The organism is Pseudomonas fluorescens, from assembly GCF_902497745.1.
Classification (GTDB): domain Bacteria; phylum Pseudomonadota; class Gammaproteobacteria; order Pseudomonadales; family Pseudomonadaceae; genus Aquipseudomonas; species Aquipseudomonas fluorescens_BM.
This window is the reverse complement of sequence record NZ_CABVHJ010000011.1, coordinates 204,692-228,894: the sequence shown is the minus strand read 5'-3', so window position 1 is coordinate 228,894 and position 24,203 is coordinate 204,692. Positions and strand designations below refer to the sequence as shown.

At 54.7% G+C, this 24,203-nt stretch carries 21 protein-coding genes; 18 read left to right on the top strand and 3 right to left on the bottom strand.

The features are described from left to right. Positions 1–28 precede the first annotated feature (28 nt). From F8N44_RS18755 to F8N44_RS18720, 7 genes are all read left to right on the top strand, one after another. Positions 29–922, top strand: a complete 894-nt coding sequence (locus tag F8N44_RS18755; RefSeq protein WP_150651346.1) for a carbohydrate ABC transporter permease — start codon at positions 29–31, stop codon at positions 920–922. 8 nt (positions 923–930) lie between these two features. Next, the gene (locus tag F8N44_RS18750) at positions 931–1,761 is read left to right on the top strand and encodes a carbohydrate ABC transporter permease (protein ID WP_095120887.1); all 831 of its coding nucleotides are present in this window, start codon (positions 931–933) and stop codon (positions 1,759–1,761) included. 165 nt (positions 1,762–1,926) lie between these two features. Beyond that, complete coding sequence (locus tag F8N44_RS18740) at positions 1,927–3,030, top strand: ABC transporter ATP-binding protein (RefSeq protein ID WP_150651336.1); 1,104 nt, start codon at positions 1,927–1,929, stop codon at positions 3,028–3,030. A 15-nt stretch (positions 3,031–3,045) separates the two neighbouring features. Next, positions 3,046–4,518, top strand: a complete 1,473-nt coding sequence (locus F8N44_RS18735; RefSeq protein ID WP_150651335.1) for a mannitol dehydrogenase family protein — start codon at positions 3,046–3,048, stop codon at positions 4,516–4,518. Positions 4,519–4,764: 246 nt separating this feature from the next. Beyond that, positions 4,765–6,261, top strand: a complete 1,497-nt coding sequence (gene xylB / locus F8N44_RS18730; RefSeq protein WP_150651334.1) for a xylulokinase — start codon at positions 4,765–4,767, stop codon at positions 6,259–6,261. A gap of 13 nt (positions 6,262–6,274) precedes the next feature. Beyond that, positions 6,275–7,213, top strand: coding sequence for a carbohydrate kinase family protein (locus F8N44_RS18725; protein WP_150651333.1), 939 nt, complete (start codon positions 6,275–6,277; stop codon positions 7,211–7,213). 43 nt (positions 7,214–7,256) lie between these two features. Next, positions 7,257–7,877 (top strand): hypothetical protein, encoded by a 621-nt coding sequence (locus F8N44_RS18720; protein ID WP_007912129.1) that lies wholly within the window; start codon positions 7,257–7,259, stop codon positions 7,875–7,877. Positions 7,878–7,988: 111 nt separating this feature from the next. Here the strand turns inward: F8N44_RS18720 and F8N44_RS18710 are convergent, their stop codons facing one another. After that, entirely contained in the window at positions 7,989–9,290 is a 1,302-nt protein-coding gene (locus tag F8N44_RS18710; RefSeq protein WP_150651332.1) for an OprD family porin, read from the bottom strand. 374 nt (positions 9,291–9,664) lie between these two features. Between F8N44_RS18710 and F8N44_RS18705 the strand changes: the two genes are divergently transcribed. The 9 genes from F8N44_RS18705 (at position 9,665) to F8N44_RS18665 (ending at position 22,241) form a co-directional block, all read left to right on the top strand. Continuing rightward, on the top strand, positions 9,665–11,713 hold the full coding sequence (locus F8N44_RS18705; protein ID WP_150651331.1) for a type VI secretion system tip protein VgrG: 2,049 nt from the start codon (positions 9,665–9,667) through the stop codon (positions 11,711–11,713). Continuing rightward, a complete protein-coding gene (locus F8N44_RS18700) occupies positions 11,704–12,561 on the top strand; it encodes a DUF4123 domain-containing protein (RefSeq protein WP_150651330.1) in 858 nt (285 codons plus the stop codon). Before F8N44_RS18705 ends, F8N44_RS18700 begins: the two co-directional genes overlap by 10 nt. 28 nt (positions 12,562–12,589) lie before the next feature. Continuing rightward, the gene (locus F8N44_RS18695; RefSeq protein WP_150651329.1) at positions 12,590–16,144 is read left to right on the top strand and encodes a LysM peptidoglycan-binding domain-containing protein; all 3,555 of its coding nucleotides are present in this window, start codon (positions 12,590–12,592) and stop codon (positions 16,142–16,144) included. A gap of 16 nt (positions 16,145–16,160) precedes the next feature. Next, positions 16,161–17,141, top strand: coding sequence for a tetratricopeptide repeat protein (locus F8N44_RS18690; RefSeq protein WP_150651328.1), 981 nt, complete (start codon positions 16,161–16,163; stop codon positions 17,139–17,141). 2 nt (positions 17,142–17,143) lie between these two features. After that, positions 17,144–18,115: a tetratricopeptide repeat protein gene (locus tag F8N44_RS18685; protein WP_224794633.1), complete on the top strand. Its 972-nt coding sequence runs from the start codon at positions 17,144–17,146 to the stop codon at positions 18,113–18,115. 114 nt (positions 18,116–18,229) lie between these two features. Then, on the top strand, positions 18,230–19,201 hold the full coding sequence (locus tag F8N44_RS18680; protein WP_224794791.1) for a tetratricopeptide repeat protein: 972 nt from the start codon (positions 18,230–18,232) through the stop codon (positions 19,199–19,201). 5 nt (positions 19,202–19,206) lie between these two features. Continuing rightward, a complete protein-coding gene (locus F8N44_RS18675) occupies positions 19,207–20,175 on the top strand; it encodes a tetratricopeptide repeat protein (protein WP_150651327.1) in 969 nt (322 codons plus the stop codon). Positions 20,176–20,274: 99 nt separating this feature from the next. After that, a complete protein-coding gene (locus tag F8N44_RS18670; protein ID WP_224794790.1) occupies positions 20,275–21,267 on the top strand; it encodes a tetratricopeptide repeat protein in 993 nt (330 codons plus the stop codon). A gap of 5 nt (positions 21,268–21,272) precedes the next feature. Continuing rightward, positions 21,273–22,241: a tetratricopeptide repeat protein gene (locus tag F8N44_RS18665; protein ID WP_224794789.1), complete on the top strand. Its 969-nt coding sequence runs from the start codon at positions 21,273–21,275 to the stop codon at positions 22,239–22,241. Between the two features lie 108 nt (positions 22,242–22,349). Here F8N44_RS18665 and F8N44_RS18660 read toward each other — a convergent pair whose 3' ends face one another. After that, entirely contained in the window at positions 22,350–22,646 is a 297-nt protein-coding gene (locus F8N44_RS18660) for a hypothetical protein (protein ID WP_007912147.1), read from the bottom strand. Positions 22,647–23,142: 496 nt separating this feature from the next. Between F8N44_RS18660 and F8N44_RS18650 the strand changes: the two genes are divergently transcribed. Together F8N44_RS18650 and F8N44_RS18645 are read left to right on the top strand one after the other, a co-directional pair. Then, positions 23,143–23,412 (top strand): DUF2790 domain-containing protein, encoded by a 270-nt coding sequence (locus F8N44_RS18650; RefSeq protein ID WP_150651326.1) that lies wholly within the window; start codon positions 23,143–23,145, stop codon positions 23,410–23,412. 89 nt (positions 23,413–23,501) lie between these two features. Beyond that, the gene (locus tag F8N44_RS18645) at positions 23,502–23,900 is read left to right on the top strand and encodes a hypothetical protein (RefSeq protein ID WP_026000451.1); all 399 of its coding nucleotides are present in this window, start codon (positions 23,502–23,504) and stop codon (positions 23,898–23,900) included. Here the strand turns inward: F8N44_RS18645 and F8N44_RS18640 are convergent. Further along, the gene (locus F8N44_RS18640; protein WP_007912157.1) at positions 23,897–24,166 is read right to left on the bottom strand and encodes a DUF1652 domain-containing protein; all 270 of its coding nucleotides are present in this window, start codon (positions 24,164–24,166) and stop codon (positions 23,897–23,899) included. The genes F8N44_RS18645 and F8N44_RS18640 overlap by 4 nt on opposite strands. Positions 24,167–24,203: the final 37 nt, after the last annotated feature.

The window sequence follows — 24,203 nt, the reverse complement described above, 5'->3', positions numbered from 1 at the left end:
TACTTCAACTGCCAAAGCCCACCTCGACCTGTCGCCACCTGCGCGCAAGGTCCGCGTACGCAATCCCGGCTGGTTTCTGGTCAGCCCTTCGGTTGCCCTGTTGCTGCTGTGGATGATCGTGCCGCTGGGCATGACCATCTACTTCTCGATGATCCGCTACAACCTGCTCTACCCCGGTGAAAACGAATTCGTCGGGCTGGAGAACTTCACCTATTTCCTGACCGACTCGGGCTTTATGCCGGGCGCCACCAACACGCTGTTGCTGGTCGGTAGCGTGTTGCTGATCAGTGTGGTGTTGGGCGTGTTGATCAGCGCATTGCTGGAGGCCAGTGAATTCCTTGGTCGCGGCATTGTGCGAGTCATGCTGATTTCGCCGTTCTTCATCATGCCCACGGTCGGTGCGTTGATCTGGAAGAACCTGATTTTCCATCCGGTTTCGGGGATCCTCGCCTACATCTGGAAGCTGTTCGGCGCGCAACCGGTGGACTGGCTTGCCCACTACCCGTTGCTGTCGATCATCATCATTGTTTCGTGGCAGTGGCTGCCCTTCGCGATCCTGATTCTGATGACCGCGATGCAGTCCCTCGACCAGGAACAGAAAGAAGCCGCGCGCCTCGACGGTGCCGGGCCGATCGCGATTTTCTGGCACCTGACCCTGCCGCATCTGGCCCGGCCGATTGCCGTGGTGGTGATGATTGAAACGATCTTCCTGCTGTCGGTGTTCGCCGAGATCTTCACCACCACCAACGGCGGCCCCGGCTACGCCTCGACCAACCTCGCCTACCTGATCTACAACCAGGCGTTGGTGCAGTTCGACGTCGGCATGGCCTCGGCGGGCGGCTTGATTGCCGTGGTCATCGCCAACATCGCCGCGATCATTCTGGTGCGGATGATCGGCAAAAACCTGACTGACAAAGCCTGAGGCCTGCCATGACTCTCCAACAATCCCGCCGGCTGCAAAGCCTGCTGCTCGGCACCCTGGCCTGGGCCATCGCGATCGTGATTTTCTTCCCGATCTTGTGGATGGTGATGACCAGTTTCAAAACCGAAATCGATGCGTTCGCCACGCCGCCGCAGTTCATCTTCACGCCGACACTGGAGAACTACCTGCACATCAATGAGCGCAGCGATTACTTCAGTTTCGCCTGGAACTCGGTGGTGATTTCCTTCAGTGCCACGGCCCTGTGCCTGTTGATCGCGGTACCGGCGGCGTACTCGATGGCGTTCTACGAAACCCAGCGCACCAAAGGCACGCTGCTGTGGATGCTCTCGACGAAGATGCTGCCGCCAGTGGGCGTGCTGATGCCGATCTATCTGCTGGCGAAGAGTTTCGGCCTGCTCGATACGCGCATCGCACTGATCGTGATCTACACGCTGATCAACCTGCCGATCGTGGTCTGGATGGTTTACACCTACTTCAAGGACATCCCCAAAGACATCCTCGAAGCCGCCCGCCTCGACGGCGCCACGCTGTGGCAGGAAATGGTTCGCGTGCTGCTGCCGATCGCCAAGGGTGGCCTCGCTTCGACCGTGCTGCTGTCGCTGATCCTGTGCTGGAACGAGGCGTTCTGGTCGCTGAACCTGACCTCGTCGAAAGCCGCGCCACTGACGGCGTTGATCGCCTCGTATTCGAGTCCGGAAGGCTTGTTCTGGGCCAAGTTGTCGGCGGTCTCGACCCTGGCGTGTGCGCCGATTCTGATCTTCGGCTGGATCAGCCAGAAACAACTGGTACGCGGCCTCTCGTTTGGCGCCGTGAAATGAACATCCCGAATCCAACCCTATTCCCTGTGGGAGCGAGCCTGCTCGCGAAAGCGGAGTGTCATTCAACCCTGATGTCGACTGACACGGCCCCTTCGCGAGCAGGCTCGCTCCCACAGAAAAGCCGATCTGGTTTAACCCAATAATAAATTGCGGAGGCCCATCCTCATGGCCAACCTGAAAATCAAGAATCTGCAAAAAGGCTTCGAAGGTTTCTCCATCATCAAAGGCATCGATCTAGAAGTGAACGACAAGGAATTCGTGGTCTTCGTCGGCCCGTCGGGCTGCGGCAAATCCACCCTGTTGCGCCTGATCGCGGGCCTGGAAGAGGTCAGCGACGGCACCATCGAACTCGATGGCCGCGACATCACCGAAGTCAGCCCGGCCAAGCGCGATCTGGCGATGGTGTTCCAGACCTATGCGCTGTACCCACACATGACCGTGAAGAAAAACATGTCGTTTGCCCTCGATCTGGCCGGCGTACCGAAAGCCGAAGTCGAGAAGAAGGTCGGCGAAGCGGCGCGCATTCTCGAACTCGGGCCGATGCTTGAGCGCAAGCCGAAACAACTCTCCGGTGGCCAGCGCCAGCGGGTGGCGATCGGTCGCGCCATCGTGCGCAATCCGAAAATCTTCCTCTTCGACGAACCTCTCTCCAACCTCGACGCCGCGCTGCGCGTGCAGATGCGTCTGGAGCTGCTGCGCCTGCACAAAGACCTGCAAGCGACGATGATCTACGTGACCCACGATCAGGTCGAAGCGATGACCATGGCCGACAAAGTCGTGGTGCTCAATGGCGGCAAGATCGAACAGGTCGGTTCGCCACTGGACCTGTATCACAACCCCGCCAACCTCTTCGTCGCCGGGTTCCTCGGCACGCCGAAAATGGGCTTCCTCAAAGGCAAGATTGCCCGCGTCGACGGCCAGAGCTGTGAAGTCTCGCTGGACGCCGGCACACGCATCACCCTGCCCTTCAATGCTGCCAACCTCAGTGTCGGCAGCGCCGTAACCCTGGGGATTCGCCCGGAGCATCTGGAACTGGCGCAACCTGGTGATTGCAGCCTGCAAGTCACCGCCGACGTCAGCGAACGTCTGGGTAGCGACACTTTCTGCCACGTCACCACCAATGCCGGCGAAGCCCTGACCATGCGCGTTCGCGGTGATCTGGCCAGCCGTTACGGCGAGCAACTGAGCCTGCACCTCGATGCTGCTCACTGCCATTTATTCGATGCCGAAGGTATCGCGCTGACCCGTCCGCTGCGCGCTGCGGCCTGATTTCGAGAACTCCCGATGAAACTCAATCAACAAAATCTCAATCGTCTGGCCGCCGAAGTGCAACTACCGGCGTACAGCCTCAGCGACACGCGCCAAGGCATCGCCCACATCGGCGTCGGCGGCTTTCATCGCGCGCATCAGGCGTATTACACCGACGCCTTGATGAGCACCGGCGAAGCCCTTGACTGGGCGATTTGCGGGGTTGGCCTGCGCGCCGAAGACCGCCGTGCCCGCGACGATCTCAAGGAACAGGACTACCTGTTCACCCTGTTCGAACTGGGTGACAGCGACGACACCGAAGTGCGCGTGATCGGCGCGATTCGCGACATGCTGCTGGCCGAGGACGGCGCTCAGGCGTTGATCGATAAACTCGCCGATCCTCAGATCCGCATCGTCTCGCTGACCATCACCGAGGGCGGTTACTGCATCGACGACAGCAACGGCGAGTTCATGGCGCACCTGCCGCAGATTCAGCATGATCTGGCCCACCCAGATGCGCCGAAAACCGTGTTCGGTTTCTTGTGTGCGGCCCTGGAAAAACGTCGGGCGGCGGGCATTCCGGCGTTTACCGTGATGTCCTGCGATAACCTGCCGCATAACGGCGCCGTGACGCGCAAGGCGCTGCTGGCGTTTGCCACGCTGCGTAACAGCAATCTGTGCAGCTGGATCGACGCCAACGTCAGTTTCCCCAACGCCATGGTCGATCGCATCACGCCCATGACCAGCACCGCGCACCGTTTGCAACTGGCCGACAAACACGGCGTCGACGATGCCTGGCCGGTGGTCTGCGAACCGTTTGTGCAATGGGTGCTGGAGGACAAATTCGTCAACGGTCGCCCGGCTTGGGAGAAGGTCGGCGTGCAGTTCACCGACGATGTTTCGCCCTATGAAGAAATGAAGATCAAACTGCTCAACGGCAGCCATCTGGCGCTGACGTATCTGGGCTTTTTGAAGGGCTATCGCTTTGTGCACGAGACCATGAACGACCCGCTGTTCGTGCGTTACATGCGCGCCTACATGGATCTGGACGTGACCCCGCAACTGGCGCCGGTGCCGGGGATTGATCTGCGGGATTACAAGGACACGCTGGTTGCGCGCTTCTCCAATCAGGCAATTGCCGATCAGCTGGAGCGGGTGTGCTCGGACGGCTCGTCGAAGTTTCCCAAGTTCACCATCCCGACGATCAACCGGTTGATTGCCGATGGACAGGAGACCAAGCGTGCGGCGTTGGTGGTGGCGGCGTGGGCGTTGTATTTGAAGGGGGTGGATGAGAATGGTGATACCTATTCGATCCCGGATCCACGGGCGACGTTTTGTCAGGCGTTGGTGGCGGACGATGCTTTAATTACCCAGCGGTTGTTGGCGGTTGAGGAGATTTTTGGCACGGCGATACCGCGTTCGGCGGAGTTTGTGGCGGCGTTTGAGTGGTGCTGCAACAACTTGCGTGAAGAGGGTGTGACGCGGACTTTGCAGCGGATTCTGGATTGAAAAGCCCCTCACCCTAGCCCTCTCCCCGAGGGAGAGGGGACTGACCGAGTGGTTCTTTCGGAATACATCGACCTGACAGTCCGGAGTCGAACTCAGGATTTGAACAACCTCTGATTTAGAGAACCGGAGTCGAACTCAGGTTTTGAACAGCCCCCGATCGGCTCCCTTCCCCCTCGCCCCCTTGGGGGAGAGGGCTGGGGTGAGGGGGTAGCTCTTGATCTTCACCGCAACCCAACGGGTTCACACATGACAACACAACAACTGTTCCTCGGCATCGACTGCGGCACCCAAGGCACCAAAGCCATCATCCTCGACGCCATCAGCGGTCAAGTCCTCGGCCAAGGCGCCGCCGCCCACACGATGATCAGCGGCGCCAACGGCCGCCGCGAACAAGACACCCAACAATGGCTGGAAGCCTTCACCCTAGCCACCCGCCAGGCGTTGCTGGCGGCGAATGTCGATGGCCAGTCGATCCTCGGCATCGGCGTCTCCGGCCAGCAACACGGTCTGGTCCTGCTCGATGACCAGGGCGAAGTCCTGCGCCCGGCCAAGCTCTGGTGCGACACCGAAACCAGCGCCGAGAACGACCGTCTGCTGACTCATCTGGGCGGCGAAAAAGGCTCGCTGGAACGCTTGGGCGTGGTCATCGCGCCGGGCTACACGGTGTCGAAACTGCTCTGGACCAAAGAACAACACCCCGTGGTGTTCTCACGCATCGCGCGCATTCTGCTGCCCCACGACTATCTGAACTTCTGGCTCACCGGCCGCGCCTGCAGCGAATACGGCGACGCCTCCGGCACCGGGTATTTCAACGTGCGCACCCGCCAATGGGACTTGCAATTGCTGCGCGACATCGACGCCAGCGGACGCCTGCAAGCGGCACTGCCTGAGTTGATCGATGCGCATCAATCTGTCGGCACCCTCCTCCCGGCGATTGCCGAACACCTCGGCATCAATCCCAACGCGCTGGTCTCCAGCGGCGGCGGCGACAACATGATGGGCGCCATCGGCACCGGCAATATTCAACCCGGCGCGATCACCATGAGCCTCGGCTCCTCCGGCACGGTGTACGCCTATTCCGAGGTGCCGAAAGTCAGCCCGGACGCCTCGGTCGCGACGTTCTGCTCATCTAGCGGTGGATGGTTGCCGCTGATCTGCACCATGAACCTGACCAACGCCACCGGTGCGATTCGCGAGCTGTTCGACCTCGATCTGCAGCAGTTCAACGACCTCGTCGCCCAGGCTCCCATCGGCGCCGACGGCGTGAGCATGCTGCCATTCCTCAACGGTGAACGGGTGCCCGCCCTGCCCCATGCCACCGGCAGCCTGCACGGTTTGACGCTGGATAACCTGACCCAGGCCAACCTGTGCCGCGCTGCCGTCGAAGGCACCACATTCGGTTTGCGTTACGGGCTGGATTTGCTCCGCCACAATGGTTTACAAAGCCGCAGCATTTGCCTGATCGGCGGCGGTTCGAAAAGCGCGGTGTGGCGGCAGATCGTCGCCGACATCATGAACACCCCGGTGATCTGCACCGAACAAAGCGAAGCCGCCGCCCTCGGCGCAGCGATTCAAGCGGCGTGGTGCAAATCCTGGTCGAACGGCCACGAAGACAGCCTCGCCGACCTGTGCCAGCGCTGCGTGAAACTCGATTCCAGCAGTGAAACCCTGCCGATTGCCGCCAACGTCGCGGCGTTTCAGCAGGCCTATGAACGCTATCAACAGCATGTCGCAACCCTATAAAGAGCAAACAATTATGTATTTGGTGTGTGGCGAAGCCCTGTTTGATTTCTTCAGCGAAGACGACGCCAGCGGACTGGCCTCGAAAGTGAATTTCAAGGCGATTGCCGGCGGCTCGCCGTTCAACGTCGCCGTCGGTTTGCGCCGTTTGGGTGTGGACTCGGCCCTGTTTGGCGGACTGTCCACCGACTACCTTGGCCGCCGCTTGCAGCAAGTGCTGCAGGATGAAGGGGTGCGCCCGGACTATCTGGTGGACTTCGCCGCGCCGACCACGCTGGCCATGGTTGCCGTTGGTGCCAATGGCTCGCCGCATTACAGCTTTCGCGGTGAAGGCTGCGCGGACCGGCAGTTGAGTCTGGCGCATCTGCCGGCGCTGGGGCCGGATGTTCGCGGCTTGCATATCGGCTCGTTCTCGCTGGTGGTGCAGCCGATTGGCGATACCTTGCTGACGCTGGTGCAGCGCGAGAGCGGCAAGCGCCTGATCACCCTCGACCCGAACGTACGCCTCAATCCCGAGCCGAACATCGATCTGTGGCGCGAACGCATCGCGACGCTGGTGCCACTGGCCGATCTGATCAAGGTCAGTGACGAAGACTTGAGCCTGCTCTACCCCGAACAGGACCCGCAATGGGTGATCGAAGGCTGGCTCGAACATCGCTGCCAGGTCGTCTTCCTCACCCGAGGCGGCGATGGCGCTACAGTGTTCAGCCGCCAACACGGCACATGGTCAGTGCCGGCAGCTTCGGTGAAAATCGCCGACACCGTTGGCGCCGGTGACACCTTCCAGGCCGCACTGATCACCTGGTTGACCGAACAGGGTCTGGATTCGGTCGAAGGCGTGCAGCAACTCGCGCGCGAGCAGATCGACGCCATGCTCAGGTTCGCCGTGCAAGCCGCCGCGCTGACCTGCAGCAAGACCGGCCCGGATCTGCCCTATCGTCATCAATTGAGCTGAGCGTAGACTGTCGGCCTTTTTGCGCACGACGGGATAACGGCTTTTGAATTACAGGCAGACGCTTGGACTACTGACACTGGCAACGCTACTGAGCGGGTGCGGCACCTCGCCGCCCCGTTCGCCGGAAGACATCTGCGAAATCTTCCGCGAGAAAAGCGACTGGTACGACGCTGCGCAAGTCACGCAAAAACGCTGGGGCGTGCCGATTCAGGTGCCCTTCGCGATCATGTATCAGGAATCCGGCTACCGCTACGACGCCAAGACCCCGCGCAAATACCTGCTGTGGGTGATCCCGTGGGGCCGCGTATCAACCGCCTCGGGTTACGCGCAAGCCAAGGATGAAGTCTGGGCCGACTACCAGAAAAGCACCGGCCGCAGCGGAGCCGACCGCGAAGACTTCGACGACGCCATCGACTTTGTCGGCTGGTACATGGACAAGACCTATTCGATCAACGGCGTGTACAAGTACGACGCCTATAACCAGTACCTCAACTACCACGAAGGCTGGGGCGGCTTCCGCAACAAGACCTACGCGAGCAAAGCCTGGCTGATGCCGACGGCGCGCAAAGTGCAGAACCGCTCGGACGTGTATGCGCGGCAATATGCCGGGTGCAAGGAGGATTTGAATCGGGGGTTCTGGAGCCGGTTCTGGCATTGGTTGTAACAGTTTCGGGATCCCGTGTAGGAGCTGCCGAAGGCTGCGATCTTTTGATCTTGTTTTTAACAATCAACGTCAAAAGATCGCAGCCTGCGGCAGCTCCTACAATGGAGGTCTTTACAGGACGGAGAAGCTATAACTCACAATCAACCGTGTCTCATCCACATCCCGCGCAAACTTCTCGTAGTTGGTGCGATACGTAGCATTCCTCAAACGCAGACTCACATCCTTGAACGTGCCCGTCTGAATCACATACTTCAACTCGCTGTCACGTTCCCACTCCTTGCCTTCCTGATCACTGCCCAACACCTTGATGTGATCACCGTTCACATAACGAGTCAGGAAGCTCAAGCCATTAATGCCAATCGCCTTGAAGTCATAGTCATAACGCAACTGCCACGAGCGCTCCTGCGCAGCGGCGAAGTCATTGACCTGCACATAGTTGACCAGATACGGATTGCTGCCATCGAGGTACGGCATCGAGTTGTCGCCGTTCATGCGCTGCCAACCGGCACTGAACGTGTGGCCGCTGTGCGCATAGGACAACATACCGCTCAACGCCCGGTTATCAATGGAACCGGCCTTGGCATCACCGCTGTCGGCACTTTTCAGCACGCGCAGATCCGCTTTAAGTACACCCCCAGCTAACGGCTGATTTCCCAACAGCCCGACGAAGTGCTGACGATAGATGTCTTCCAGTTCGGCGTAGTGATACTGCGCGGTCAGGCGATCGTTGATCTTGTAGTCGAAGCCGTACATGTCGAAATGGTCGGCGGTGGTGTTGCACGCGTAGCGCTTGTTCTTGCAGTGCACGCGGATGTCTTGCGAATCGGTGGAATCGCGCGCGGTGTACTTGTCCAGGCGCGCGACCATGAAGGTCAGGTCTTTCACCTCTTTAGAGGTGAGCATGGCGCCATTGAACATGGTCGGCAGCAAACGTCCGTCGTTGTATTTCAGCAACGGCAGATCCGGCAGCAGCGCGCCGTACTTCAGCACCGTGTCCGAGACCTTGACCTTAGCGGTCAGGCCCATTTTCGCGTACTGGCCTTTCGAGCCGCGCGGGTCGTTGCCGCTGGAGGGCAGCAAGCCGCTGTTGCTGCGGTCCGGACTGGAATCGAGTTGAAAGCCGAGCATGCCCAGCGCATCGAGACCAAACCCCACCGTGCCCTCGGTGTAGCCAGATTGCAGGTTGAGAATAAAGCCCTGTGCCGACTCTTCACGCTTGGACGCGCCCTGATCGTTCGAGGTGCTCCCATCACGGAAATCGCGGTTGAAGTACACCGTGCGCGATTCGATTTTCGCCGTGGTGTCTTCAAAGAATCCGCTGGCCTGAACCTGTGCGGTAAAACCTGCGCACAGCACAAAGGCTCCGAAGCCAAACGACTGGCGCGGGGTGATGAGGGGAAATGGGGGACGCATGAAAAACTCCAACAATGCAGCGTTTGCGCAAGTGCGCAACAAGCCAGAAAAATAGCTCCCGTCCCGGGTCAGATTGAACCAGGAGAAAGTGAACACGCAGGGGTGAGCGGCAATGATGGCAGATGGCTTTGATGGGCTACAGGCGACTTTAGTCTGAATCTGACTGAGGATTCTTCAACGCAGGGTCGTGGGAAAAGTTGCCAGCAGTGAGTGCCAATTCGCAGAAAACGCCCGGTTTCATTGGGCCAAACACCTCATCTAAGGGTTTTCCCTATACCGCAAACCTGCCAGACCTACGGCTTTTGTGCCTTGAACGAGGCCGCTGAATCCTCCATCATCCGTCACCTGCTTTTTCAACGGACGGAATTCAAGGCATGCTGGACGCCAACGCAACCCACATCACCCTCACGCTTGAAGGCGCCAACGCCGACCTGCAAGTCCTCAGCTTCACCGGTCGCGAAGCCCTCAACCAACCGTTCCGTTTCGACCTCGAACTCGTCAGCGCCCGCCCGGACCTCAAGCTCGAAGAGCTGTTGCACAAGCCCGGCGTCCTGACTTTCGGCCCAACCGGCGAAGGCAAGATCCACGGTCTGGTCTATCGCATCGAGCAAGGCGACTCCGGCAAGACCCTGACCCGTTACAGCCTCAGCCTGGTGCCACAACTGGCCTACCTGCGGCACAACCACGATCAGCAGATTTTCCAGCAACTGACCGTGCCGAAGATCATCGCCCAGGTGCTGGAGGATCGCGGCATTCTTGCCGACGCCTACAGCTTCCAGCTCAACGCTGAATACCCGGAACGCGACTACTGCGTGCAGTACGACGAATCCGACCTGCATTTCATCCAGCGCCTGTGCGAAGAAGAAGGCATTCACTTCCACTTCCAGCACAGCAGCAGCGGCCACAAACTGGTGTTCGGCGACGACCAGACCGTGTTCCGCAAGCTGAAACCGGTGAGCTACCAGCAAGACTCCGGCATGGCCGCCGACAAACCGGTGATCAAACGCTTCAACCTGCGCCTGGAAACCCGCACCACCCGCGTCAGCCGCCGCGACTACGACTTCGAAAAACCGCAGATCCTCCCCGAAGGCACGGCGAAAAGCACCTTTGCTCCGGACCTCGAAGACTACGACTACCCCGGCCGCTTCACCACCCGCGAGCGCGGCAAGTTCCTTTCCACCCGCGCCCTCGAACGCCATCGCAGCGACTACAAACTCGCCGAAGGCAAAGGTGACGAACCGACCCTCACCAGCGGCCATTTCCTCACGCTCGCTGAACACCCGCGCGCCGAGTGGAATGAACTGTGGCTGCTGCTGGAAGTTTTCCACGAAGGCAAACAACCGCAAGTCCTCGGCGAAAACGTCACCAGCGACGTCACCGACCACAAAAGCGATTTCCACCAGGGCTACCGCAACAGCTTCCTCGCCACCCCGTGGGACGCGCACTACCGCCCTGCCCTTGAACACCCGAAACCAAAAGTCCTCGGCAGCCAGACCGCCGTCGTCACCGGCCCCGCAGGCGAAGAAATCCACTGCGACCAGTACGGCCGCATCAAGGTGCAATTCCACTGGGACCGCGACGGTCAGTCCAATGACAAAACCACCTGCTGGATGCGCGTCGCCAGCGGCTGGGCCGGCGCCGCGTACGGCGGCATCGCCATCCCGCGCATCGGCATGGAAGTCCTCGTCACCTTCCTCGAAGGCGATCCCGACCAGCCGCTGGTCACCGGTTGCCTGTACCACAAGGAAAACGTCGTCCCCTACGACCTGCCGGCCAACAAGACCCGCAGCACCTTCAAGACCCTGAGTTCACCGGGCGGCAAGGGCTACAACGAATTCCGCATCGAAGACAAGAAAGGCGCCGAGCAGATCTACATCCACGCCCAGCGCGATTGGGACGAGAACATCGAGCACGACCAGAAAATCCGCGTCGGCAATGAACGGCATGACACCGTTGAAGCCAATACGCTGAGCGAGTTCAAGGTTGAAGAGCACCGGATTACGCATCTGGATCGGATTAGCGAGATGCGTGCGGATGATCACCTGACGGTGGGTGTGACGCAGCATCTGAAGGTGGGGACTGCGCAGTTCGTCGAGGCTGGGTCAGAAATCCATTACTACGCCGGCCAGAAGGTTGTGGTCGAAGGCGCAATGGAGCTCACGGCCAAGGCTGGCGGGAGTTTCGTCAAGGTCGATGCGGGTGGCGTGACCATCAGCGGTGCGGAGGTGAAGATCAATACCGGCGGCTCGCCTGGGGTTGGGACGCCTGCGGCACCATTGCTGCCGGGACCGATGAAGGTAGCGGATGCGGATAAGGCTGGTAAAGCACCACTCCCCGCCCGCCTGAATGAATCAGGCATCACACCGTTGTGCGGAAAACAGAGTAACGGCGCTTGCAGCCGTAAGGATTGCACATGCATGTAAAAGCGCTGAGCGCTCTGCTGGCAGAGCCTCGCTACAACTTCTCGGACCTGCCGACTGCGAGCGAATCGCTTTGCTTCATCATTGACCAGGGACTCCAGCCAGAAGCCTTGAGTCAACTCTACCGAGTAGGCGGACCGGTGGTTTCCCAAGGGCTGTTTTTCGGCACTGACTTCGCAGAGATTCCTGATGGCCCCCTGTGGCTAGTGGCCCCCAAGGGCAGCAAAGTGGCAAACGTAGCGGCAAAACTTTGTGAGGAACGCTTTTCGGGAATTGCGATCTCAACACCTGATCCTGAACAAGCATTGGCTCATGCGCGCTGGTTGCTCCGAGCCAATGACGGTTCCGGCGGGCAGAGCTTGTTGAGCTTTCACAAACCGAGTCTGTGGGCAGCGCTGACTTATACAGCTGGGAAAACCTTCGACCAGTTGCTGGGTTGCTGGAGCGCCGTCTACTGCCCTGCGCCGATACATTTCGGTCAGCAGCGCGGTCCATGGTTGGCCTGGAAAGCCAACGAGGAATCGACTTGGCTTGGTGACAAAGCGGCGTTCAACCTTCCCGAGGCAGCCGCGCAAGTTCAAGCGCGCCTGGGATGGGTTTATTGGATTGATGAGGAATACGCAGCGTTTGAAGAACCAGACGATGAACGCCTGAACGATATCGCTGACAACCTCGACCTGCTGCTCAAAAGCAATATTTATGATGGTGATCACCTGCTCAAGCTTGGCCACGCCGTGAACGGTCCGCTATTTGAGACACAGCCTGAGATCATGGCGATCCTGCAATCTAAGGACGAGTCGTTTATCAAAGTAGATCGGCTCCTGGAATCAGCCGCCGTCGCCCAACGTTAGGGCGACGCGACAACAGAACGGAATCACCATGGAAATCACGAATCACGCCGTTATGCCCGGCGAAACCCTGGGCCAGATCGCTTCGCGCTACAACAGCACCGTGGCGCAACTTCGCCAGCTCAATCCCTTCATCACCAATGCGGATAACGTCAAAGTCGGCTGGAATCTGAGCGTGCCAAAAAGCGCTCAAGCGACCGCCGCGCCTGCCGCTCAATCGCCCGCAGCGCCTCAAGCGCCTGCGCAGGCAACCACGGAAGCGCCCACTCAGTGTTCCGCTGAGGATCTGGTTGAACTGGATCCGGTCAAGGACGCTCCTGATCAGAGTTCAAAGACCTTCAAACCCCACGCACCTCCGTGTTCTAAAAAGTTTGCCAGCGCGATTTATGCCACTGAGGAGCAAGAGTTCTGGCTGCTCCCTGAGCGGGCAAAGTCTGCCATCAAAGAATCGATGTTCGCGCTGGATAAAATGATTGCCCCCAGCAAACCACGTGATGCACGCCTGAACGGGCTGCAGGAATCAGGTTTGCTGGAATACTTCCTTGAGCCCAAGTTGAGCAACTTCCTCACGGGCGAGAAGCGTACGCGAATGGAAGAGTTTGAAGCGATGGGGGATGAGATCGAAATCGATCCCGCCACCGCCAAAAAGAGGCAAAACGAAGCTAACGGAAACAAACCGGCAGCGGCTCCTGCACAGTCTCCTCAAGAGGACACCGCGCAATCGCGCATTGACCGTCTAACGGCAGACCTGGCTACTGACCAGGACGTCCACCAAGCCTATGCCGATTTTTACAAGCGGAGGGCTGAGTGGCATGCGCTGAAAAAAGAAGCGGTAGCGGCTGCGAAGCTGGAAGGCTACACCTACGAAAGCGGCTCGCTCTACTCCAAAGAGGCGATTGAAGCGCGCGCACGTGTGCAGGCTTATCTGGAGGCTCGTAAAAAACTCCTCGGCAACAAAGACTTCAAGCAGGTCCCGCTGGAAGACGTTGCGAAAGCCCTGGCGGAAAAGAAAAAAAGCTACGAAAACATCTGCAGCGGCATGAATGACTGCACCGCCGATCTGGTCGGGTATGTCTTGACGCTCTACAAAAACGCCGATGCGCTTGATTATCATGCTTACACTGAATCCATTATCAAAGCGTCTGAGTACGGCATCGCACTTCCAGAATTCGCTTTGATCAGTGACGGCCTTCCTTCCGGCATCGAGCAGTTCAAACTGTATCTGGATACCGAGAAAGAGCAGGCGGAAGTTACAGCGCAGCTTCAAGAGAAATACAAACGCTGGATCGAGGCAACAGGCCAGAATGCGCAAGCACCAGCGGGCCTGGTTGATGTGGAACGGACCAAATGGGATAGCCTGCAAAAGACCAAAGACGACCTTCAAGCAAAAGCCCAAAGCAATGTCAGCAACAGCAAGCCTGCGCGTTATCTGATTTGGGACCCGGAAGAGTTCCAGCCAAAACCGGTCGACCGCATGGTGAAACCGGGCTTTCCGCTGCGTGAAGTCAGTCTTTCGGATGCCAAAGGCACGCCTTTGGGCTGGTTCAGCATGGCGAACCTGAAAGACGCAAAAAAGATCATGAAAGAGGATTTCGAAAAAGCAGCCGGCGCGATAAAAAAGGTAGGTAAAAGTTTGCCTGCGGACGCTACCGAAGGCTCCGATAAAAACAGTGAAATCAACTCGTTCCGCCAATGGCTTCTAGATCAGGGCGCCATCAAGTTCAGCGATCAGGTCGGCGACTGTTTCGATGAAAAAGGCTGGTTCAAAGCCAAAGACTTTTATGCTTACTTGAAAAAGCAAGGCTATGAGGTCACTGAACTGGAAGACGACGCGACCCTGACCAACTGGGGCGAACACCTTCAGCAACTGGTGTTCAAGAAAAGTGTGCGCGGCAAAGTAAGACTTTTTGATGCCAGCCCTCAGGCGCAATTGGTCCGTTGCCTGACACCTCCACAGCCAAACATTCACGGTGAAGTAAAGCTCGAAGGCCCGAAAATGTCCGCCGCCGAGGGTTTCCAGATATCTGGCGAGATGGGCTTAAGCCTGGACCTGGCCCGTGGCGAAGTTCAGTTGATGAAAGTCGACATGCCTGCCAAAGCCAGCGCTCAAGAAATCACGCTTGATTACTTCCTGGACGGCAGCCCGCAAAAAATGAATTTCGGCCGCTTCTCCTTCCACTTTGGTGTGAAGGCATGGGGTTACGCCGGCGCATCGTTGCTGTTAGCCGGCAGCGTCGAGCTGAGCCCGATCTTCGGCAACGTCAAGTACGGAGCGTCACTGAGCCCGGTAAAACGCGCACAGCGTGAAGATGCTTCGGCAAAAGAAGAACGCTCCGATCACGCCGCCGCCAAGCAAGCCAAGGCCGACAGCGGTGACGACAGCCCTACTCCCGATCTTGAACACAAATCGAAATCCGGCACCTACGCCGATTCCAAGAGCACAGACCAACTGCGAGGCGGCCGCTTCGCCAAAGTGCAAGTCGAAAACGGCGCAAAAGCCAGCTTCAATGTGTTTGGAGGCTTGCAAGCCGCCATCGAACTCACCGGAGCGCTGAACTGGGCACCGCCAAAGGAACTCGTCGCCCTGCGCACCGCGCCAACGATGGGCGTTGGCAGCGCTAAAGACGCGAAAAGCGCAAATCCATGGCTGACGTTGGCCAAGCTAAGCGGCTCCGTTGGCGTGGCCTTAGGTGCGGGCTTTCAGGGAACAGCGCAGGTGTCTCTGGATAAGGGGCGGTTTATTCTGAACCTGAAGGCTGCGGTAGTGCTGGGTCCGGGTGCTAACGGTAGCTTTAAATTCGAAGTTGGCTATGAGGCAGTCGTTGACCTCATCAACCTGTATCGCAAAGAGTTGCATAAGGCGCAAGGCAGAAAAATCGAATGGATGGAGCAGGACGCAAGTGAGTATGCCGCGGCGCTCAATACACTTGGCGCTGCTGGTCTGAACGTGTCCATGGCATACATGATGCGTTTAGACGTAGTAATGAGTTTGTATGAAGCATTAACTAGTGGGGGCAAGGGAGGTCCGATTGCGGATGCGATTATCGAATACGCAGATCAGAGAGAGTTAGAAGAGTGGTGCGTAAATGCTATTCCAGAGGCACTTGGCCCCTTACTACTGACCCTTACAAGCTCGCCACAATCATTTACAGTCGCTCTAAACAACGGCGATAACGAAACACTAAAAAGCAAAAAACGCGAATACAATGACTCGGAGTCACATCTGATACAACAGCGAGCAATAGAGCGATTACTTAACTGGATTACAAAAAATGCTCAGCAGCAAAACACCGTTAGTCAAGCGCAAAAGCAGTTTGAACGAGCCTGCATCCGCATGAACGGTTTCGGAGTAGAAATTAAAGACTCCAATCAAAATTACTGCAGTAATCGATTAATTTTAGATAGATTCATGAGCACCCCCGTACTTAGCTTAATGAGCCCAGCAAACGACAGGATGCGTGAAAATTACAAAAAACACGTGAAGCTACTTGGTGCAAATCTAGATGGAACTTGCCAGCGTAGTAATTTTCAAGGCAGAACCTATACCTCTTCGCCCCGAGCCACATACGTCGAGCCGTCTCGCTAATACAGGCTAATAACAAATGAGCTTATTGAGAAGTTTTTTCTTTACATTTATCGCTTTAGTGCCAGCAATTGCAATAGCGAGCGACAATCAAGTGCAACCTTCTCCAGCAGAAAAGGGAGTGGTTCTTTACAACCAACTTAAAATTTCATCAGCGATTCCTTATCTAAAATCCGCATCTGAAGCCGGAAATGATGAAGCACAATACTATTTAGCAGAAGCTTTACGAAAGAGAAATCGCTACATGACCTCTGAAGCGCAAAAATGGTATGAAGCTGCTGCAAAGCAAGGGAACTACTACGCAATGATTCAGTTAGGGCGTAGTGGTGATGATCTATGTAAAAGTATGAACAATTGCCCAAACTCTATTAAAGCTCCAGTCGATTGGCTTCGTAATGCACGTGATCTAGCGCAGCCTAGGGCTGAACACGGTGACGCTGAGGCGATGTATGTTATGTATGAAATAACGTTAGATCGTAGCTGGTTGGAAAAATCAGCGCTTGCTGGAAATGCAACAGCGCAATATTGGATGGCTATTGGCGATAGACAAGGCGAAGGTTTCTTCCTTCCGGGCAGGCGCAACGCATCCGTAGGTAATTGGTTGAAAGCATCGGCCGAAGGTGGAAATCCCCGCGCGATGATGGAGTATGCGGCTTATCTACATGAAAATAGTGGTGATCTTGAAACCGCTCGCCATTGGATTAGAACCGCCGCCGAACGCGGATATGAGAGCGGCGTCACCAGTTACGGCGCGTACTTAGCACATGCTCCTGAAAGGTTCGGATTCGAATTTGATGTGGTAAAAGGATATGCGATAACCTCACTTCTGAAGGAACTAGATGAAGGTGGAGGGATGCAATCTTATGTAGATGAAGTACTTCCAGAGATTGCAGAGAAAATGACTCCAGCACAACTTGTGAGCGCCGAGAAATTCGCTTCAGAATGGAAAGCGGCACATCCTCCACTCTCCTTTTTCCCGGAAAAACTAGGCAGGCAATAGTAGTGTCTAAATTTTCTATGCGGCCTTTATTAATTGTTATATTTTTTTGGGTAGATCTAAGCCTAGCGACAGACAGCGAACCCGAAAAAATTTCAGGGCTGGTCTTATACAATCAACTTAGAATAAACGCAGCGACTCAACAACTGCAAATTGAAAGCAACGATGGGAATTCCGATTCTCAATATTACTTAGCAGAAATCATTCGAAAAAAAAGTCGCTACATGGCACCCGAAGCGCAACATTGGTATGAAAAGGCAGCAGAAAAAGACAATATATACGCAATGATTCAACTGGGCCGACACAAAAATGACTTTTGTCAGAAGATTGGCAACTGCCCTCCATTCAAGAAAACCCAAGCAGAATGGTTTGCACAAGCTAAAGGATTAGCGCTACCAAAGGCGCAGGAAGGCGATCCCGAATCCTTGTATCTAATGTATGAAATCACTCTGAATCGTGATTGGTTAGAGAAATCCGCAACCGCAGGATACCCGCTTGCGCAGTACTGGATGGCGATCAGCGAACGACAGGGCGAAGGCTTCTTCTTGATTCCAGGAAAACGCGATGCGTCTGTAAAAAAATGGCTTTTGCTTTCGTCGGAAGGCGGATATCCAAAAGCCATGATGGATTACCTGGAAATTTTACATAGAGAAGGCGACACCGAGAATATTCACCATTGGCTTGAATTAGCCGTTGACACCGGTTACCAAGCAGCAGTAAGCAGTTATGGCGCTTATATTTCGCATACACCAGATAAGCTGGGTTATCCCCTGGATCTAGTTAAAGGTTATGCGCTTTTCTCGCTGCTGAAAGATCTTGATGGAGGCGGAGGAATAAAAAGATTCGTCGAAAAAAAATCAGACAGCATTGCTGAAAAAATGACAACGGAACAAATTGAACAATCAAAAGTTGTCGCGCAGGAGTGGCAAGCCACTCACCCGCCGCTTTCGTTCTTCCCCGACAAACTGAGTAACTGATTCGATTTTCTCGTATTTTCAGGGTGGCGCACTCCGGATTTCATGGTGGTGGGCTACCACCCTTTAACATCCCGGACGAAGCAACCAGCTTCCATAGACTCGGCAGAAACACCAATGAAACTGATGGCCACTGCGATCATGTTGTTAGCCCTAGCGTCAACTCAGTCATTCGCGCTTACGCATGAACAATCTCAGGCAAAAATAAAGGGCATCGAGCTATACAATCAATACAAAGCCATTTCTGCGATTGAGTTTTTGAAGATCGCTGCTGATGGTGGCGATGATGAGGCACTCTATTACCTAGGTGAATCAATAAGAAAAAACAACAGATACTTGACTCAGGAAGCACAAAAAGCTTACGAGGAGTCAGCAAAAAAAGGCAATATTTATTCTATGATCCGGCTCGGAGGAGCGGAACAAGACTTGTGCGTAACCATGAAGAATTGTTCCCCCTCTGAGCAATCGCCTGAAGGCTGGATGAATGAAGCTAAGAAGCTTGCAACTGATCAGGCATCTCATGGAAATGCTGAGTCTATGTACTTGTTATGGGAAATAACAGGGAACGATGAATGGTTAGAAAAATCTGCAGAAAAAGGTTTCGCATTGGCGCAATTTCGTTTAGCGACTAAATATCAAGAAGGTGGCGGAGTATTCCTACTGCCCTCCAGAAGATCAGATGAAATCGAAAAGTGGATGAAAGCGTCTGCAGAGAATGGCTATCCTCCAGCTATGATGGGATTTGCCGCTGCCAGGCTCGAAAAAGCCGACTTTTCATCGTTTAGAACTTGGAATGAAAAAGCTGCAGATTCAGGCTACGTATCAGCGGTTTTTGGTTATGCTTCTTATATAGGCGAAGTTGAACCAAAATACGGATTCACCTCAGACCCAGTGACGTCATATGCGCTACTATCAAATTTACTAGAGCTTGATGGTGGTGGAAACGTAATAAACAATGTTAACGATGTTTTGCCAGAAGTGGAAAAAAACCTGTCAAAAGAGCAGATAGGGAAAGCAAAAGATCTCGCAAAAACGTGGAAGGCCAACCATCCGCCTCTCTCGTTCTTCCCTGACAAGCTAGGATATTAACGCCAGTGAGGCTATTCAGGTATTTCTTTGTCGCAACATTTTTAATCAGTACCACGCCTGCTTTTGCGTCAAAATCAGCGAGCGAAGTTTCTGCAGGCATTGCGTTATATAATCAGTTAAAATTTGACGCAGCCTTTCCCTCATTAGAAAAAGAAGCGCAATCTGGAAATGTGGAGTCGCAATACTACTTAGGCGAAGCGCTAAGAAAGCGCAACCGATATATGACGCCAGAAGCACAGCACTGGTATGAAACGGCGGCGTTGAATGGCTCCATATACGCTATGATTCAGTTGGGCAGAGCAAAAAACGATCTTTTCGCAATAATGGAAAACTGCCCACCGTCTAAAAAAACTCAAGCCGAGTGGTTCGTGGAAGCCAAGAAAATCACTTTACCGAAGGCAAATGATGGCGATCCAGAATCTCTGTATTTAATGTATGAAATCACCTTGGATCATAAATGGTTAGAGAAATCTGCAAACGCAGGATATCCACTCGCGCAATATTGGATGGCTGTAAGTGAAAGACCAGGTGAAGGTTACTTCTTCATTCCTGGAGGACGTGATGCGTCAGTAAGAAGATGGCTACTACTCTCTTCCGAGGGTGGCAACCCAAAAGCAATGATGGAATATCTAGAAACACTGTATGTAAAAGGAGAAATGGAGAGCACTCGGCACTGGCTTGAAGTGGCCGCAGCAACCGGCGAGCAAGCAGCTCTTAGCAAATATGGAGCGTACATTTCACATACTCCCGACAAAGTTGGCTACCCACTCGACCTAGTTAAAGGCCACGCTATTTTTTCTTTGTTAAAGGAACTCGGCGACAGCGGTGGAGTGCAAGATTATGTTGACCGTAAAATTGAAAAGATTGCTGAAAAAATGACACCAGAACAAATTGAACAGTCAAAAATCGTTGCGCAAGAGTGGAAAGCCACCCATCCACCGATTTCTTTTTTCCCCGAAAAACTTAGCGACTGACTCCGATTTTTTGGTATTTCTTTAGGGAGGCGCGGACCGCCGAATTTTAATCGAAGACTAACCGCCCCCCTTACTTCCGCAGAGAAGAAACAACCACCCATGAGTTCAGCAAAGATACCAATAAAACTAATGACTGCGGCGTTAACGTTGTTAACTATAATAGCAACCGAATCATCTGCTCTTACGCACGAGCAGTTTCAGGCAAAAATCCAGGGCATTGAACTCTTCAATCAATACAAAACCATGTCTGCGATCGATTTTTTGAAAACCGCCGCTGACGGCGGAGATGATGAGGCGCTCTACTATCTGGGCGAAGCGTTAAGAAAAAATAACCGCTTCATGACTCCGGAAGCTAAAAAAGCATACGAAAGCTCCGCAAAAAAGGGGAACATCTACTCTATGATTCGCCTTGGGAGAATTGAAGACGACTTGTGTTCAACCATGAAAAACTGTCCACCAGGTGAAGACTCTCCTAGCAGCTGGGTAATTAAAGCTAAAAGCCTTGCAATTCAACGCGCAACGCAGGGAGATAGCGAATCAATGTACCTGTTATATGAAATGACAGGCAACGATGACTGGTTAGAGAAATCAGCAGAGAACGGATTCGCATTAGCGCAGTTCCGTCTGGCGACGAAGTACCAAGAAGGGAGTGGTTCATTTTTACTACCCTCGAGACGCAACCAAGCTATCGAACGATGGATGAAGGCGTCCGCTGAAAATGGTTATCCACTTGCAATGATGGGGTTAGCCGCAATCATGATCGAAAAAAATGATTTAGCCTCGTTCAGAAGCTGGAACGAAAAAGCAGCTGACTCGAGCTACGTAGAAGGTGTATTTGGATATGCATCCTACATAGGCGAAGAAAACTCAAAATACGGTTTCGCATTCGACCCAATAAAATCATATGCTTTACTTTCAAACCTGCTGGAACTTAATGGTGGAGGCAATGTAGTACGAGACGTCAATGACACACTACCCAGCATAGAAAAAAACATGTCAAAAGAGCAGATAGGGAAAGCAAAAGAACTCGCAAAAACGTGGAAGGCCAACCACCCGCCTCTCTCGTTTTTCCCTGACAAGTTAGGATATTAACGCCAGTGAGGCTATTTAGATACTTTATTATCGCGACACTATTAACAAGTGCCACACCTACTTTTGCGTCGCAGCCAGCGCACAAAGTATCTGCAGGCATTACTTTATATAATCAGCTAAAGCTTGATGCAGCCTTTCCTGTATTAGAAAAAGAAGCGCAAGCTGGAAACGTGGAATCGCAATACTACCTAGGCGAAGCGCTAAGAAAGCGAAACCGATACATGACGCCCGAAGCACAGCACTGGTATGAAACGGCTGCGATGAATGGTTCCATATACGCGATGATTCAGCTAGGCCGTAAAAATTCGGATTTGTGCAAGATAATGGATAACTGCCCTGCCAGTTCCAAAAGTCCTGCTCAGTGGTTTGCGTATGCTAAAGAACTAGCGTTGGCAAAAGCGAACAGCGGTGACGCTGAGTCTCTATTCTTGATGTATGAAATAACTTTGAATGACGAATGGCTTGAAAAGTCAGCAAACGCTGGTTACCCACTTGCGCAGTATTGGATGGCGGTGAGTGAGCGGCAGGGGAAGGGATTCTTTTTTATCCCTGGGAAACGCGACGAATCGGTCCGAAATTGGTTAAGGCTTTCGTCAGAGGGTGGATACCCTAAAGCGATGAATAACTATTTGGAAATTCTTTACAGGGACGGCGACATGCAGGCTGTCCATCATTGGCTAAAAATTGCAGCTGAAACTGGCGAGCAAGATGCCATGAGCAACTATGGTGCTTACATTTCGCATACGCCAGATAAAATTGGCTACCCACTGAATCTAGTCGAAGGCTATGCGATGTTCTATCTAATGAAAGACTTGAATGATGCCGGAGGCATTCAAGATTATGTTGATCGGAAGATAGAAAAAATCGCTGAGAAGATGACACCCGAGCAAATCGAGCAATCAAAAGTTTTCGCAAAACAGTGGAAAGACACTCACCCACCCGTCTCATTTTTTCCTGACAAACTAGGAGATTGACCGCAGCCCCAGCGGTTAGTCGCACAACACACCGCCTTCATTTACCGGCAGCAAGTGAATCAGCCCGCGTAAATTCAGCTGTTCACCCCTGCCGTTTTCACTAGCCCATCAAACCGGCGCCTTCCAACTCAACATCTGCTGCTGCGCCACCTGCAGCAAGTCATTGCCATCCTGCGTCAGCAGGTAAAGCGCATGGGTAATGTGTGGGATGTCCTGCACGTCGGCGTGCTTGAAGCACAAGCAATGCAAGGTTTCGAGCAGGTCGGCGGCGGCGCGGATGCGCTGGACGGCGGCTTCGAGGATGTCTTTCGGGTTGGCTTGGGTGTCGATGAGCAGTGTCGGGGTTTCGGTGACGTTGCTGCTGAGGGGGAGATAGCGGTTTTGTAGCAGTTTAATTATTGGCATTTTGATTACTCAACTGTATTAGAAGGTAACCGCCATAGCCGTGACCAAACGGTGGGAGGCGGCCGTGTACAGGCTTGGTCAACCGAGAACAGTTCAAAACTCAGCTCGCCCGAAGGCGTCCTGCACGCAGCCGCCATAGCAATGCACTCCACGGATCAAGAAATCCGAGCGGTGCAAATGATGGCACATATGCAATGAACTTTTCTCAGGTGACCAAACCCGAACCACTGATTTTGCAGCGGCAACCGACAATAACCGCCCCGCTCCAGCCGCCGAAAGCAGACAAGGCACCAGCCTTTGTAGGAATTCGCCAAACCTTCCAAAGAAAACCGCCGCACTCCCTGACAGCCGGCGTTCAGCTCGGTTAACCATCCCTTAACGCCGTGGTCAAAAACTCTACTGAACCGCACGCCCTCAGCCATTCTGGCTGTTGCCCAGTGCGGCAGGTTCGGGTGCATCACGCCGAACTATAGAACCGCCACTCGGGAGTCCTTTCATGAATATTCGTCCTTTATTGCTCACTGCTGCCCTCGCCTGCACCGCGTTTACCGGGCTGGCCCAGGCCAATGACACTTCCGGCACTTCCAAAGCCGTGCCGTATGAGTACGGCATGCCGCTGCAGGTGGCCAAAGTAGTGTCGTTGACCGAGCCACCAACGCAACTGTGCAAAGTGGTCACGGCCGATATGAAGTACATCGACAATGCCGGTAAGCCTGAGGAAATCAGCTATCGGAAATTGTCTGACGCGTGCAATTTCCAGAACTGACAGAAACGTCTGATTTGCGGGTTTGCGGTAGGCGTGGGGAGTTTCGGCGGTTATGCTCGGAGCCCTCCTCACTGCCGCAAGGATTCGCCATGCAGTTGTCGTTTCGCACGTTGTCGGGCTTCACGTGTTCGTTGTGTTTTTTGTTGGCGTTGGCCTGGGGCGTTTTCCCGGAGAGGCTGCTGGCGATCTGGAGCATCGAGTATTCCGACGCTGCCGGGTTTGTCGCGCGGCGTAGTGCGGTGCTGTTTGCGGCGTTGGGGGTGATGTTTTATCTGGTGCGCAATGCACCGCCGTCGCTGGGGCGCAATGCGCTGAGCAACGGGTTTATCGTCGGTTGTTTTGGTTTGGCGGTGCTGGGTTTTGCGGAATGGCTGAACGGTCATGCCGGCCCCGGGATTTTGCTCGCGGTGCTGGTCGAGTTCGCGCTGGGCCTTGGCTTTGTGCAGGCCCGGCGCGTGACGGTCGAACTGGGTGAAACGGTGCGTTAAACGACTCTGGAGCGTGGGCTGTAGTGATGTTGCACAGTTTGCTGGTTCAGATCCGAGCGCAGCCCGGCGATCAGTTCGTTGATTTCACGACAGCCATTGAGGTGGCTGGCGTCGATGCCACTGACCAGCAGATCGACCTGATCGGTCTGGTGATCGCCGAAGACCTTGACGGTCATCGACAAGTCCGGCGACAACGTGCACTGGCAGCGTTTCGGCAGAAAACTGCTTTCAATGATATTGCGTAGTTCCAAGGCAGACAGAAACATGGCGAAACCCTCTCCTTACTGTGAGATGCCAATCAAG